General features: G+C 67.4%; 10 protein-coding genes and 1 tRNA gene. 10 read left to right on the top strand and 1 reads right to left on the bottom strand.

Features of this window, described 5'->3' with window-relative positions; translation table 11 throughout:
- The first annotated feature begins 25 nt into the window (after positions 1-25).
- The 10 genes from ERL55_RS09170 to pnp all read left to right on the top strand — a co-directional run bounded on the left by ERL55_RS09170 (position 26) and on the right by pnp (position 12,623).
- A complete protein-coding gene (locus ERL55_RS09170; protein WP_129136153.1) occupies positions 26-1,537 on the top strand; it encodes an NADH-quinone oxidoreductase subunit M in 1,512 nt (503 codons plus the stop codon).
- A 13-nt stretch (positions 1,538-1,550) separates the two neighbouring features.
- The gene (gene nuoN / locus ERL55_RS09165) at positions 1,551-3,020 is read left to right on the top strand and encodes an NADH-quinone oxidoreductase subunit NuoN (RefSeq protein WP_129136152.1); all 1,470 of its coding nucleotides are present in this window, start codon (positions 1,551-1,553) and stop codon (positions 3,018-3,020) included.
- A gap of 128 nt (positions 3,021-3,148) precedes the next feature.
- Positions 3,149-3,225: transfer RNA gene (locus ERL55_RS09160), tRNA-Met, on the top strand.
- 194 nt (positions 3,226-3,419) lie between these two features.
- Positions 3,420-3,998: a ribosome maturation factor RimP gene (gene rimP / locus ERL55_RS09155; RefSeq protein ID WP_164972169.1), complete on the top strand. Its 579-nt coding sequence runs from the start codon at positions 3,420-3,422 to the stop codon at positions 3,996-3,998.
- A gap of 132 nt (positions 3,999-4,130) precedes the next feature.
- Positions 4,131-5,642 carry a transcription termination factor NusA gene (nusA, locus tag ERL55_RS09150; RefSeq protein WP_129136150.1) on the top strand — a complete coding sequence of 504 codons (1,512 nt, stop codon included), beginning with the start codon at positions 4,131-4,133 and terminating at the stop codon, positions 5,640-5,642.
- 121 nt (positions 5,643-5,763) lie between these two features.
- Positions 5,764-8,382, top strand: coding sequence for a translation initiation factor IF-2 (gene infB, locus ERL55_RS09145; RefSeq protein WP_129136149.1), 2,619 nt, complete (start codon positions 5,764-5,766; stop codon positions 8,380-8,382).
- A gap of 119 nt (positions 8,383-8,501) precedes the next feature.
- On the top strand, positions 8,502-8,903 hold the full coding sequence (gene rbfA / locus ERL55_RS09140) for a 30S ribosome-binding factor RbfA (protein WP_129136148.1): 402 nt from the start codon (positions 8,502-8,504) through the stop codon (positions 8,901-8,903).
- A 50-nt stretch (positions 8,904-8,953) separates the two neighbouring features.
- Positions 8,954-9,925 (top strand): tRNA pseudouridine(55) synthase TruB, encoded by a 972-nt coding sequence (truB, locus tag ERL55_RS09135; protein ID WP_129136147.1) that lies wholly within the window; start codon positions 8,954-8,956, stop codon positions 9,923-9,925.
- A 188-nt stretch (positions 9,926-10,113) separates the two neighbouring features.
- Positions 10,114-10,374: a 30S ribosomal protein S15 gene (gene rpsO / locus ERL55_RS09130; protein WP_100322431.1), complete on the top strand. Its 261-nt coding sequence runs from the start codon at positions 10,114-10,116 to the stop codon at positions 10,372-10,374.
- Positions 10,375-10,511: 137 nt separating this feature from the next.
- Positions 10,512-12,623 carry a polyribonucleotide nucleotidyltransferase gene (pnp, locus tag ERL55_RS09125; protein WP_129136146.1) on the top strand — a complete coding sequence of 704 codons (2,112 nt, stop codon included), beginning with the start codon at positions 10,512-10,514 and terminating at the stop codon, positions 12,621-12,623.
- Positions 12,624-12,764: 141 nt separating this feature from the next.
- On the opposite strand, the gene ERL55_RS09120 is transcribed toward pnp, so the two are convergent.
- On the bottom strand, positions 12,765-14,162 hold the full coding sequence (locus ERL55_RS09120; RefSeq protein WP_129136145.1) for a GntP family permease: 1,398 nt from the start codon (positions 14,160-14,162) through the stop codon (positions 12,765-12,767).
- Between the last annotated feature and the right edge of the window lie 118 nt (positions 14,163-14,280).

Genomic DNA, 14,280 nt, shown 5'->3' with positions numbered 1-14,280 from the left:
GCAACACCATACGGAATAAAGAAACGTGGCGAACTGGCCCCTCCTCAGCCTCCTGATCTGGTTGCCGATCCTCGGCGGCGTGTTGACCCTGCTGTGCGGCAACGCGCGCCCGAACACCGCCCGCTGGGTGGCGCTCGGCTTCGCGGTGCTGACGCTCGCGGCCAGCCTGCTGCTGCTGTCCGGCTTCGATTCCGCCTTCGCGGGATTGCAGTTCGTCGAGCACCGGGAATGGATCCCCGCATACGACATCCGCTACCACCTCGGCGCCGACGGCATCTCGGTTGCGTTGATCGTGCTGACCACGATCACCACCGTGCTGGTGCTAATCGGCGCGTGGGGCTCCATCGACCGGCGCGTCGCGCACTACTTCGCGGCGTTCATGATCCTCGAAGGCATGATGGTGGGCGTGTTCGCCGCCGTCGACGCGCTGCTGTTCTACGTGTTCTTCGAAGGCATGCTGATCCCGATGTTCATCATCATCGGCATCTGGGGCGGGCCGCGCCGGGTGTACGCGGCGATGAAGTTCTTCCTGTACACGTTCCTGGGCTCGGTCTTCATGCTGGTCGGCCTGGTGTACCTGTACCTGAAGGGCGGGAGCTGGCAGCTGCCCGACCTGTATGCACTGCCGCTCACCGCCACCGAGCAGATGTGGCTGTTCTTCGCGTTCCTGATCGCGTTCGCGGTCAAGGTGCCGATGTTCCCGGTCCACACCTGGCTGCCGGATGCTCACGTCGAGGCGCCCACCGGCGGCTCGGTGATCCTGGCGGCGATCATGCTGAAGATCGGCGGCTACGGCTTCCTGCGTTTCAGCCTGCCGATCACCCCCGACGCCGGCCACGAGTGGGCGTGGCTGGTGATCGCGGCCAGCCTCATCGCAATCGTCTACGTCGGCATGGTCGCGCTGGTACAGGCGGACATGAAGAAGCTGATCGCGTACTCGTCTATCTCGCACATGGGCTTCGTGACGCTGGGCATCTTCATCGCCTTCACCCTGATCCGCGACACCGGCAACCCGGATGCGGCGCGCCTCGGCCTGCAGGGCGCGATGGTGCAGATGATCTCCCACGGCTTCATTTCAGGCGCGATGTTCTCCTGCGTGGGCGTGGTCTACGACCGCATGCACACGCGCATGATCCGCGACTACGGTGGCGTCGCCAACGTGATGCCATGGTTCGCGGCCTTCATGGTGTTCTTCGCGATGGCCAACTCCGGCCTGCCGGGCACTTCGGGCTTCGTTGGCGAGTTCATGGTGGTCATGGCCTCGTTCCAGGCGCACCCGCTGATCGCCTTCACCGCAGCGCTGACCCTGATCATCGGCGCGGCCTACAGCCTGTGGCTGGTGCGCCGCACGCTGTACGGCGAGGTCGCCAATGCGCACGTCGCCGCGCTCACCGACATCAACAAGCGCGAGGCTCTCGTGCTCGGCGTGTTCGCCATCTTCGTGCTGGCGATCGGCGTGTACCCGAAGCCGCTCACAGACCTGATGGAGCCGTCCATCGCGCAACTGGCGGACCTGCTCACCGCCACCAAGCTTTGAGGAAAGACCCGCGATGACCGTCGCCACCATGACGCCTCCCGTCCGCACCTTCGCCGAGTTCGCGCCATTGGCTCCCGAGCTGGTGGTGGTGTTCGGCGCCTTCGCCCTGCTGATGCTCGACCTGTTCCTGTCGGACCGCCAGCGCATCGTCACCCAGACCCTCGGCATCGCCACGTTGCTGGTCGCGGCCCTCGCGGTCGCGCTCGGCATCGGCGGGCAGGGCGAGGTGATGGAAGGCGTATTCGTCCGTGACACGGTCTCGGACGTCCTCAAGTTCACGATCCTGGTGGTCGGCGCGCTCGCGGCGTCCTACAGCTGGTCGTACATGCGCGAGCGGGGCCTGTACCGCGGCGAGATGATGGTCCTGATGCTGTTCGCGACCGTCGGCATGATGCTGCTGGTCTCCGCCGGCAACCTGCCCATGGTGTACCTCGGCCTCGAGCTGCTGGCGCTGTGTTCCTACGCCCTGGTGGTCACCGACCGCGACAGCCCGCAGGCCTCCGAAGCGGGCATGAAGTACTTCGTGCTCGGCTCGCTTGCGTCGGGCCTGCTGCTGTACGGCATGTCCCTGGTGTATGGCGCCACCGGCACGCTGGCGCTGGACGGCATCCGCGAGGCCGCCGCTGGCGTGGCCGGTGAGGACCGCACGCTGCTGCTGACGGGCATGGTGTTCGTGGTGGTGGGCGTCGCCTTCAAGTTCGGCGCTGCGCCGTTCCACATGTGGCTGCCTGACACCTACCACGGCGCGCCGACGCCGATCACGATCTTCATCGGCTCGGCACCGAAACTGGCCGCACTGGGCATGGCCTTCCGCCTGTTCGAAGGTGGCCTTGGGCCGCTGCAGGACTACTGGCAGCTGCTGGTGGGCGTGCTCGCGGCAGCATCGCTGGCGGTGGGCAACGTGATTGCGCTCGCGCAGACCAACCTCAAGCGCATGCTGGCCTATTCCACGGTCTCGCACGTCGGCTTCCTGTTCCTCGGCGTCGCCGCGGGCGGTACCGACGGATTCGCGGCGGCGACCTTCTACACGATCAGCTACGCGATCATGTCGGCAGCCGCGTTCGGCGCCATCGTCATGCTGTCGCGCAAGGGGTTCGAGGCCGACCGCATCGAGGATTTCCGCGGGCTCAACGCGCGCAATCCGTGGATGGCCTTCCTGGTGCTGATCACGATGGCCTCGCTGGCTGGCGTGCCGCCGTTCCTCGGCTTCTGGGCGAAGGTGGCGGTGCTGCGCGCGGTGGTCGAAGCCGACATGCTGTGGCTTGCGATCGTGGCGATCGTGTTCGCGGTGATCGGCGCGTTCTACTACCTGCGCGTGATCAAGGTGATGTACTTCGACGAACCCGTCGGCGAGCCGGTGTCGCCGCGTCGCGGTACCGCGTTGCGTGCGGTCTTCACCGTCAACGCCCTGGCGTTGCTGGTGCTGGGGCTGGCATGGAGTCCGATCATGACCTGGTGCCAGCAGGCGTTCGCCACGCTGTAGACTGCGCGACATGCTGCGTCGCGCCGGGCGCGCGTCGCAGCAGCGATGGATGTATCGGGATATATCCATCGAACGATCATTCCGGGCTTGCAATCAAACCGGCCGATCGTCATAATTCATTTCTCTGCTGCGGGGTGGAGCAGTCTGGCAGCTCGTCGGGCTCATAACCCGAAGGTCGCAGGTTCAAATCCTGCCCCCGCTACCAGCTTTTCGCGGTCGGTGGAATGTCCTCAAGGGAGGCATTCCGGCGGTACCGGTCGCGATCGGGCTGAGTCGGTACACGTTGCTCCGTGTGCCGGCACCGAAATCCAGCGTCATCGGACAAGGGGCCCATCGGGCCCCTTGGCTGTTTCAGGGGGCGGATTTTCGTTTACCGGATCGAAAGGAGCCGGCGCATTCGTGGCTGACAATGCAACCCGCATCATCGAACTGCTGACGCCCACGGTGGAAGCCCTCGGGCTGGAACTGCTGGGCGCGGAATACCTTCCCAACCCGGGCAGTGCGCTGCTGCGGCTGTATATCGACCGCCCCGGCGTCGAAGGCGATGCCGTCGGCCCTGGCGTGACGATCGAGGACTGCGAAGCGGTCAGCCGCGAGGTCTCCGCGCAGCTCGACGTCGAGGATCCGATCAGCAGCCATTACACGCTCGAGGTGTCGTCTCCCGGGATCGACCGTCCGCTGTTCGCGCCGGCGCAGTTCGCGCGCTTCAACGGCGAGAGCGCGAAGGTCGTGCTGAAGCTGCCGCAGGACGGACGCCGCCGGCTGACCGGGCGGATCGTGTCCGTGGATGGCGAGCGGATCACGTTCGACATCGATGGGCAACCGTTCGAGGTGATGGCCGACAACATCGAGAAGGCGCGGCTGGTGCCGGACTGGGTGGCCCTCGGGCTGGCCCCGGCCAAGGACGATGCGTCCGGACGCGACGCACGCCCCGGCAAGAGCGGTGCGAAGAAGCGTGGCAACGGTCCCGCCGCCTGAGGCGACGGCACCACGACAGATCAGTGGCCCCGATGACCGGGGCGGGCAGTCCGTAATGGACTGGCGGAGCTTCGGGGCCCGACCTCCGGTCTCCGAAGTGGACCAACTCAAGACATCCAGAGGCGTAACAGAATGAGCAAGGAACTGTTGATGGTCGTCGACGCGGTCGCCAACGAGAAGGGCGTGCCGGAGTCCGTCATCCTCGAAGCGATCGAAGCAGCACTGGCCACTGCGGCCAAGAAGCGCTACGTCGACCAGGACGTGCTCACGCGCGTTGCGATCGATTCCAAGGACGGCACCTACGAGACCTTCCGCCGCTGGGAAGTGGTGGCCGACGACGTGGTGATGGAGTCGCCGGACCGCCAGATCCGCCTGATGGACGCGATCGACGAGGCCGAGGGCGTCGAGGTCGGCGACTACATCGAGGAGCAGATCGACAACGCCGAGTTCGGGCGCATCGCCGCGCAGGCCGCCAAGCAGGTGATCGTGCAGCGCGTGCGCGAGGCCGAGCGCCAGCAGGTCGTGGATGCGTGGAAGGACCGCGTCGGCGAACTGGTCACCGGCGTGGTCAAGCGCGTCGAGCGCGGTAACGTCTACGTCGACCTCGGCGGCAACGCCGAGGCCTTCATCCCCAAGGACAAGGCGATCCCGCGCGACGTCGTGCGCGCCGGTGACCGCATCCGCGGGTATCTCTACGACGTGCGCAGCGAGCCGCGCGGCCCGCAGCTCTTCATCAGCCGCGCCGCGCCGGAATTCATGATCGAGCTGTTCAAGCTCGAGGTGCCGGAAGTCGGCCAGGGCCTGGTGTCGATCATGGCCTGTGCCCGTGATCCGGGTGACCGCGCCAAGATCGCCGTGCTCGCGCACGACAACCGCACCGATCCGATCGGTGCCTGCATCGGCATGCGTGGTTCGCGCGTGCAGGCGGTGTCCAACGAGCTCAATGGCGAGCGCGTCGACATCGTGCTGTGGTCGGACAACCCGGCGCAGTTCGTCATCAACGCGATGGCGCCGGCGGAAGTGCAGTCGATCGTGGTCGACGAGGACAAGCATTCGATGGACCTGGCCGTGGCCGAGGACTTCCTCGCCAAGGCGATCGGCAAGGGCGGCCAGAACGTGCGCCTTGCAAGCCGCATGACCGGCTGGCAGCTCAACGTGATGACCGCCGAGCAGGTGCAGGCCAAGAGCGAGGCCGAACAGGCCGCCGCCCGCCAGCTGTTCCAGGACAAGCTCGAGGTCGACGAGGAAATCGCCGGCATCCTGGTGGCCGAGGGCTTCAGCACGGTCGAGGAGATCGCCTACGTGCCGATGGGCGAGCTGCTGGCCGTGGAGGGCTTCGACGAGGACATCGTCGAGGAACTGCGCGCCCGCGCCCGCGACGCGCTGCTCAACGATGCGCTGGCGGTCGAGGAGGAGCTGGACGAGCATGCGCCGGCAGAGGACCTGCTGCAGCTGCCGGGCATGGACGACACCATCGCCTATGCGCTGGCCTCGCACGGCGTGCGCACCGCCGAGGACCTCTCCGACCTGGGCGTGGACGAAGTGCTGGAATTCGATATCGAAGGTCTCGACCAGGAGCGCGCCTCGGTGCTGATCCTGGCCGCGCGCGCCGAGGAGATCGCGCGTCTGGAGCGGGAAGGCTGACAGGTCGCGCAAGGTGGGCCCGAAGACACCCGGGCCGCCCCGCGCCGACCCCACGCGCCAGAGCCGTTAGAATCCCCATATCCGCGCCGGCCCGAGCCGCCGCATTGGACACGGAAACCGAATGTCGCAGCAAACCACCATCCGCAAGCTGGCCGCACTGGTGAACACACCGGTCGAGAAACTGCTGGAGCAGCTGGCCGAGGCCGGCATGAAGTTCAGCAGCCCCGACCAGGTGGTCACCAGCACCGAGAAGGTGAAGCTTCTCGGCTTCCTGCGCCGCACCCACGGCAAGTCCGAAAAGGCTGCCGAGGAAGCGGTCAGCCCGAAGAAGATCACCCTCAACCGCAGCCGCAAGCAGGAACTCACCGTCGGTGGTGGCAAGAACCGCCAGACCGTGGACGTGGTGGTGCGCAAGAAGGTCACCGTGGTCCCGCCGACCGGCAAGGGCGACGGGGTCGATCCTGCGTCCGGGCTGTCGCGCGAGGAAGCCGAGCGCGCCGAGATCCTGCGCAAGCTGGAGGAGTCGCGCCAGCGCAACCTCTCCGAGCAGCAGCGCCTGGCCGAGGAAGACAAGCGCCGCGCCGAAGAGGCCGCCGAGCGCAAGCGCCAGGCCGAAGCCGAGGCCGAGCGGCTGCGCAAGGAAGCCGCAGCGGCAGCTGCCGTGGTGACCGGTGACGACGACGCGCCCCCGGCGCGCCGCGCGCCGCACAGCCACGGCCAGCCGGCCAAGCCGGCCGCCCCCGCACGCGATGACCGCAGCGCCGCCAACAAGGGCAAGGCGCAGCGTGGGTCGCATGCGATGGTCGCCGGGGTCGAGGACGACGAGAGCACCGCGCGTTTCGCCGGCCAGCTGCATCTGTCGGCGGCCGACCGCGCCCGTCGCAGCACCGCACGTGGCCGGCCGAAGCCGCGCCGCAATGTCGAGCAGTCGCGCGGCGGCTCGGGCGGCCCGCACGGCTTCGAGCGTCCGACCGCACCGGTCGTGCGCGAGATCGCCGTGGGCGAAGCGATCACCGTGGCCGACCTCGCGCAGAAGCTCGCGCTGAAGGGCGGCGACGTGGTCAAGGCGCTGTTCAAGATGGGCGTCATGGCGACCATCACCCAGACCATCGACCACGACACCGCGGTGCTGGTGGTGGAGGAGCTGGGCCACAAGGCGGTGCGCGCGGAATCCGACGACGCCGAGAGCGAGCTGGTCGCGCACGTCGCCGACGTGCAGGGCGAGCAGGCCGCGCGTCCGCCGGTGGTCACCATCATGGGTCACGTCGACCACGGCAAGACCTCGCTGCTGGACTACATCCGCACCACCAAGGTCGCCACCGGTGAAGCGGGTGGCATCACCCAGCACATCGGTGCGTACCACGTCGAAACCGCGAAGGGCGTCATCAGCTTCCTCGACACCCCGGGCCATGCGGCATTCACTTCGATGCGAGCGCGCGGCGCGAAGCTGACCGACATCGTGGTGCTGGTGGTCGCGGCCGACGACGGCGTCATGCCGCAGACGGTCGAGGCGATCCAGCATGCGCGTGCCGCGAAGGTGCCGCTGATCGTCGCGATCAACAAGATCGACAAGTCCACCGCCGATCCGAACCGCATCAAGAACGAACTGCTCGAGCACCAGGTGGTGGCCGAGGACTTCGGTGGCGACACCCAGATGGTCGAGCTTTCGGCGAAGACCGGAATGGGCGTCGACGACCTGCTCGACGCGATCTCGCTGCAGGCCGAAGTGCTGGAACTGCGTGCGGTGCAGGACGGGCGTGCCACCGGCACGGTCATCGAATCCTCGCTCGACAAGGGCCGTGGCCCGGTCGCCACGGTGCTGGTGCAGCAGGGCCGCCTCAACCGCGGCGACTACCTGGTGTGCGGCGTGCAGTACGGCCGCGTGCGCGCACTGTTCGACGAGAACGGCCAGGCCGTGGACGGCGCCGGTCCGTCGATCCCGGTGCAGGTGCTCGGCCTGTCGGGTGTGCCCGATGCCGGCGACGACTTCGTGGTCGTCGACGACGAGCGTCTCGCCAAGGACGTCGCCCAGCAGCGCGAGGCCAAGCGCCGCGAGACGCGGCTGGTGCAGGCCGCGGGCAACCGCATGGAAGACATCATGGCGCAGATGGGCCAGGCCGAGCAGCAGCTGTCGCTCAACCTGGTGGTCAAGGCCGACGTGCAGGGTTCGGTGGAGGCGCTCAAGCAGGCGCTCACCGCGCTGTCGAACGACCAGATCCGCATCAACATCATCGTGTCCGGCGTGGGTGGCATCACCGAGTCCGATGCGAACGCCGCGGCGACCGCCAAGGCGACGATCATCGGCTTCAACGTGCGTGCCGATGCCTCGGCCCGCCGGGTCGTGGAGACCAACGGCCTCGACCTGCGCTACTTCTCGATCATCTATGACGTGATCGACCAGGTGAAGCAGGTGGCCTCGGGCATCCTGGGCATGGAGATCCGCGAGGAGATCATCGGTATCGCCGAGGTCCGCGACGTGTTCCGCAGCTCCAAGTTCGGTGCCGTGGCCGGCTGCATGGTGGTCGAGGGCGTGGTCAAGCGTTCCAAGCCGATCCGCGTGCTGCGCGACAACACGGTGGTCTTCGAGGGCGAGCTGGAATCGCTGCGCCGCTTCAAGGAGAACGTGGACGAGGTCCGTGTGCATACCGAGTGCGGCATCGGCGTGAAGGCGTACAACGACGTCAAGGCCGGCGACCAGATCGAGTGCTTCGAGCGCATCGAGGTCCAGCGCACGCTGTAACGGATGCGGCGGCCGGCGGCCGGCATCCGGAGGGAGCGGGGAAGTGCGACGGCAACGCCGTCCGCACCGGTCCCGCGCTCTCCGGGCCGGTCGGCGCGCTGCCGACCAGGAGTTCCACCATGCCCACCAAATCCTTTCATCGCACCGATCGCGTGTCCGCGCAGCTGCGCCGCGAACTCGGCACCCTGGTCCGCCAGGCCGTGTCCGAGTACGGGCTGCCGTCGGTCAGCGTGTCCGACGTCGAGGTCACCCGCGACCTCGCACACGCCAAGGTGTTCGTGACCGCGTTGCAGGCCGAGCGCTCGCAGGAGGCCATGGCCGGTCTCAAGGCGCTGGCCGGGGAGATCCGCTTCCGCCTTGCACGCCTGATCAAGCTGCGCCACGTGCCGGAGCTGCATTTCCACTACGACGATTCGGTCGATCGCGGCGAGCGCATCGACACCCTGCTGCGCGATCTTCCCGACGCGCCGGCCGACGCCGACGAGGGCGACGACGGGGCGGACGGGGCGCGCGGCGCCTGACGCACCGCGCGGCATGCGCTGCTTGCCGCGACGTGCGCTGACGTGAACCCATGTCCAAACCGCGCAGACGTGTCCGCAAGGTCGACGGCATCCTCCTGCTCGACAAGCCGCGTGGCCTGAGCTCCAACCAGGCCCTGCAGCAGGTGCGCAAGCTGTTCGAGGCGGAGAAGGGCGGCCACACCGGCAGCCTGGATCCGCTCGCGACCGGCCTGTTGCCGGTGTGCCTGGGCGAGGCGACCAAGATCGCAGGTGGCCTGCTCGGCGCACGCAAGGCCTATGACACCGTCGCCCGCCTGGGCACGGTCACCGATACCGACGACGCCGATGGCCAGCCCCTGCGCGAGCGCCCGGTGCCGCCACTGCGCGTGGCCGAAATCGACGCCGCCTTGCAGGCGTTGACCGGGCGCATCCTCCAGCGCCCGCCGATCTACTCCGCGCTCAAGCGTGGCGGCGAGCCGCTGTATGCCAAGGCACGACGCGGTGAACACGTCGAGGTCGAGCCGCGCGAGGTGGACGTGCACGGGTTCGCGCTGCAGTCCGCCGCCGACCTGGTCGACGACCTGCAGGGCGTGCCGCCGCAGCTGCGGCTGCATGTCGAGTGCGGTTCGGGCACCTATGTGCGCAGTCTGGTCCGCGACCTCGGCGAAGCGCTGGGATGCGGCGCGCACGTGGCGGAGCTGCGCCGCATCTGGGTGGACCCGTTCCGCGACCCACGGTTGTGGACGCTGGAGGCACTGCAGGCGCTGGCGGAACGCGGCCGACCGGCGCTGGAGGCCTGCCTGCTTCCGATCGAGGCGGGGATGGCCGCCTGGCCGGAAGTCCGCCTCGATGCCCGCCAGGTGCAGGCGCTGTCCTATGGGCAGGCCGTCAGCGGCGGCTTCCAACCGCGGGGCGAGGTCGGCGTGTTCGACATGAACGGGCGGGCCCTCGGGCTGGGCGAGGTCGATGGCGACGGCCGGTTGCGCCCGCAGCGGCTGTTCAGCTGGGCGGTCAGCCAGCCGGGCCGCGTGGTCACCTGCTGAGCGCGGTTGTGGCAGGGTGCTGATCGCGGTAGAATTCCCGCGCTTTTTCAAGCGCTTGCATTTCGCATTATTCCATCCATGGCGGGCCCTGGCGGTGCGTCGATCGTGGTCTGTTCCACGCCGCAGTCCGGGCCGTGTCGCAGTCCCCCACGTCGCGTCTTCTGCGGGCTTTGCGACACGAGGTTTCCATGTCCATCGATACCACCAGCATCATCAACGAACACAAGCGGGCCGAAGGCGACACCGGTTCGCCGGAAGTGCAGGTCGCGCTGCTGACCGCGCGCATCGTGCACCTCACCGAGCACTTCAAGACGCACAAGAAGGATCACCACAGCCGCCGCGGCCTGCTGCAGATGGTCAACCAGCGCCGTAGCCTGCTGGACTACCTGCACCGCAAGGACGCGGACCGCTACAAGGCACTGATCGAGAAACTCGGTCTGCGTCGGTAAATCGCACCACACGCGGCGCAGCGATGCGCCGCGTTTGTTTTGAGGTTCGTAAAAAGGCCGCCCCAACGCGGTCGCCCGGCCGGGGCAAGGGCCCCGGGCGGTTCATCGAAGAAAGAGTCATCTAAGGACACAACAACGTGGCAAAAGTTACCAAGAACTTCCAGTACGGCAGCCGCCAGGTCACGCTCGAAACCGGTGAGATCGCCCGCCAGGCGGGTGGTGCGGTCATGGTCTCGTGCGAAGGCACCGTGCTGCTGGTCAGCGCCGTTGCCAACAAGACCGCCCGCGAAGGGCAGGACTTCTTCCCGCTGACGGTCGATTACCAGGAAAAGTTCTACGCCGGCGGCCGTATCCCCGGTGGCTTCTTCAAGCGTGAGGGCCGTCAGACCGAGAAGGAAACGCTGATCTCGCGCCTGATCGACCGCCCGATCCGCCCGTTGTTCCCGGATGGCTTCCGCAACGAGGTCCAGATCATCGCCACGGTGATGTCGCTGAACCCGGAAATCGATGGCGACATCCTCGCCCTGATCGGTGCCTCCGCCGCGCTGTCGCTGTCGGGCGCGCCGTTCGACGGCCCGATCGGCGCCGCCAAGGTCGGCTACCGGGATGGCCAGTACCTGCTCAACCCGACCGTGTCGGAGCTCAAGGACTCCGATCTCGAACTCGTCGTCGCCGGTACCGCCAATGCGGTGCTGATGGTGGAGTCCGAGGCCAACGTGCTGTCGGAAGACGTCATGCTGGGCGCGGTGATGTTCGGCCACCAGCAGATGCAGGTCGCGATCTCGGCGATCAACGAGCTGGTCGCCGAAGCCGGCAAGCCGAAGTGGGAGTGGACCGCACCGGCCGCCAACGAAGGCGTGGTCTCGGCCATCCGCAACGCCGTGGGCGAGCAGCTCTCGGCCGCGTTCCAGGTGCGCGACAAGCTGCAGCGCCGCGACGCGATCTCCAGCGTGCGCAAGGCGATCCTCGAGGCGCTGGCGCCCAACGCCGAGGCCAATGCCTGGACGTCGAGCGAGCTGTCGAAGGAGTTCAGCGAGCAGGAATACCAGACCATGCGCGACTCGGTCATCCGGACCAAGGTCCGCATCGATGGCCGTGCGCTCGACACCGTGCGCCCGATCAGCTCGAAGGTCGGCATCCTGCCGCGCGTGCACGGCTCGTCGCTGTTCACCCGTGGCGAGACCCAGGCGATCGTCGCCGTGACGCTTGGTACCGCGCGCGATGGCCAGGTCATCGACGCCGTGGCCGGCGAGTACAAGGAACACTTCCTGTTCCACTACAACTTCCCCCCCTACTCGGTGGGTGAAGCCGGCCGCATGATGGGCCCGAAGCGTCGCGAGATCGGCCATGGCCGCCTCGCCAAGCGCGGCGTGCTGGCAGTGATGCCGACGATCGAGGAGTTCCCGTACACGATCCGCGTGGTCTCGGAGATCACCGAGTCGAACGGTTCGTCGTCGATGGCATCGGTCTGCGGCTCGTCGCTGGCGCTGATGGACGCCGGCGTGCCGATCAAGGCACCGGTCGCGGGCATCGCGATGGGCCTGGTGAAGGAAGGCGACGAGTTCGTCGTGCTCTCGGACATCCTCGGTGACGAGGATCACCTCGGCGACATGGACTTCAAGGTGGCCGGTACCAGCGAGGGCATCACCGCCCTGCAGATGGACATCAAGATCCAGGGCATCACCGAGGAGATCATGAAGGTCGCGCTGGCGCAGGCGAAGCAGGGCCGCCTGCACATCCTCAAGGAGATGGAGGCCGCCCTCAGCACGCCGCGTTCGGAGCTTTCCGAGTTCGCGCCGCGCCTGATCACGATCAAGATCCACCCCGACAAGATCCGCGAAGTGATCGGCAAGGGCGGTTCGGTCATCCAGGCGATCACCAAGGAAACCGGCACCCAGATCGACATCCAGGACGATGGCACCATCACCATCGCCTCGGTCGACGCCGCCGCCGGCAAGGCCGCGAAGGACCGCATCGAGCAGATCACCTCGGACGTCGAGCCGGGCCGGATCTACGAGGGCAAGGTGGTCAAGATCATGGACTTCGGTGCGTTCGTGACCATCTCCCCCGGCAAGGACGGCCTGGTGCACGTCTCGCAGATCTCCAGCGAGCGCGTGGAGAAGGTCGGCGACAAGCTCAAGGAAGGCGACATCGTCAAGGTCAAGGTGCTGGAAGTCGACAAGCAGGGCCGCATCCGCCTGTCGATCAAGGCCGTCGAGGAAGGCGAAGGTACGCCGGCCGCCGAGTAAGCGAGCCATCGCCATCGCGCGTCACCGACGCGCGGCGGGCATGACGAAAGAGCGGGCTTCGGCCCGCTCTTTCTTTTTGTGCACCCGGGAAGATGGCCCCGACGTGGCGCCGAAGCCCGCAGGGCCGGGACATGGAGCGGGTCAGACGATTCCGGCGAGGTAGAACAGCGCGATCACCACGAACACCGCCGAGGTGCTGATCAGGGTGATCGCGAAGATGTCGCCATAGGACTGGCGGTGGGTCAGCCCGGTCACTGCAAGCAGGGTGATCACCGCGCCGTTGTGGGGCAGGGTGTCCAGGCCGCCGGAGGCCATCGCCGCGACGCGGTGCAGCACGTCCATCGGGATGCCGGCCGCATGGGCGTTTGCGATGAAGGTCTCCGACATTGCCGCCAGGGCGATGCTCATGCCGCCGGAGGCCGAGCCGGTGATGCCGGCCAGTGCGGTCACCGTGACCGCCTCGTGCACCAGCGGATCGGAGATGGCGTTGAGGCTGTTGGCCACCAGCAGGAAGCCGGGCAGGGCGGCGATCACCGCGCCGAAGCCGTACTCGGAGGCAGTATTCATCGACGCCAGCAACGCGCCGCCGATCGCGGCCTTGCTGCCTTCCACGAATTTCGCGCTCACCGGCTTCCAGGCCAGCAGCAGCACCGCCAGGATGCCCACCAGCAGTGCGCCCTGGACCGCCCAGATCGCCGCCACCCGCGACACTTCCTGCACCACCGGTTCGGCGCTGCCCATCGACGAGGGGTTGAAGCTGTGGGTCGCGCCATACACCCGCGGGATCAGGTCGGTGAACAGCTTGTTGGACACGCCGACCAACAGCAGCGGCAGCAGCGCCACCAGCGGATGCGCCAGCCGCTCGCCCACGAAGGGCTCGGGCTCGTTGAGCAGGTTCTCGCCGTAGCCTTCGCCCGCGACGGCGGCCTTGCGGCGGCGCCACTCCAGATAGGCCATGCCGCCGGCGAAGATCAGGATCGAACCGATCGTGCCCAGTGCCGGCGCCGCCCAGGAGTCGGTGCCGAAGAACGCGGTCGGAATGATGTTCTGGATCTGCGGCGTGCCGGGCAGTGCCATCATGGTGAAGGTGAAGGCGCCCAGCGCGATGGTGCCGGGGATCAGGCGCTTGGGGATCGCGGCCTGGCGGAACAGCTCGGCCGCGAACGGATATACCGCGAACACCACCACGAACAGCGACACCCCGCCATACGTCAGCAGCGCGCACACGGTCACGATCGACAGCATCGCCCGCTGTGGCCCGAACAGGCGGATGGTGGCCGCCACGATCGACTTGGAGAATCCGGAAAGCTCGATCAGCTTGCCGAACACGGCGCCCAGCAGGAACACCGGGAAATACAGTTTCAGGAAGCCGACCATCCGGTCCATGAAGAGCCCGGTGAACATCGGCGCGACGAGATCCGGGTCGGTCAGCAGCACCGCGCCCATCGCCGCCACCGGCGCGAACAGGATGACGCTGTGGCCGCGATAGGCGACCAGCATCAGGAAGCCCAGTGCGGCGAGCACGATCAGCAGGGACATGGATCGATCCGGATTGATGACGATCGCCAGTGTCGTCAGCGCGGCGCGGCGGCCACATTGTCCGAAGGTACAAGTGCTGGCCATCCACGGGCTGCCTAGGCTTGCCAGCATGGTCCAA

This window comes from Luteimonas sp. YGD11-2, assembly GCF_004118975.1.
Lineage (GTDB): Bacteria > Pseudomonadota > Gammaproteobacteria > Xanthomonadales > Xanthomonadaceae > Luteimonas > Luteimonas muca.
The sequence above is the reverse complement of the archived record's forward strand: the minus strand, read 5'-3'. Positions and strand labels throughout refer to the sequence as shown.

Coding starts and splice junctions, on each gene's coding strand:
- rpsO (WP_100322431.1), top strand. CDS start 10,114: ATGTCCATCGATACCACCAGCATCATCAACGAACACAAGCGGGCCGAA.
- truB (WP_129136147.1), top strand. CDS start 8,954: ATGTCCAAACCGCGCAGACGTGTCCGCAAGGTCGACGGCATCCTCCTG.
- ERL55_RS09120 (WP_129136145.1), bottom strand. CDS start 14,162: ATGTCCCTGCTGATCGTGCTCGCCGCACTGGGCTTCCTGATGCTGGTC.
- nusA (WP_129136150.1), top strand. CDS start 4,131: ATGAGCAAGGAACTGTTGATGGTCGTCGACGCGGTCGCCAACGAGAAG.
- nuoN (WP_129136152.1), top strand. CDS start 1,551: ATGACCGTCGCCACCATGACGCCTCCCGTCCGCACCTTCGCCGAGTTC.
- rbfA (WP_129136148.1), top strand. CDS start 8,502: ATGCCCACCAAATCCTTTCATCGCACCGATCGCGTGTCCGCGCAGCTG.
- infB (WP_129136149.1), top strand. CDS start 5,764: ATGTCGCAGCAAACCACCATCCGCAAGCTGGCCGCACTGGTGAACACA.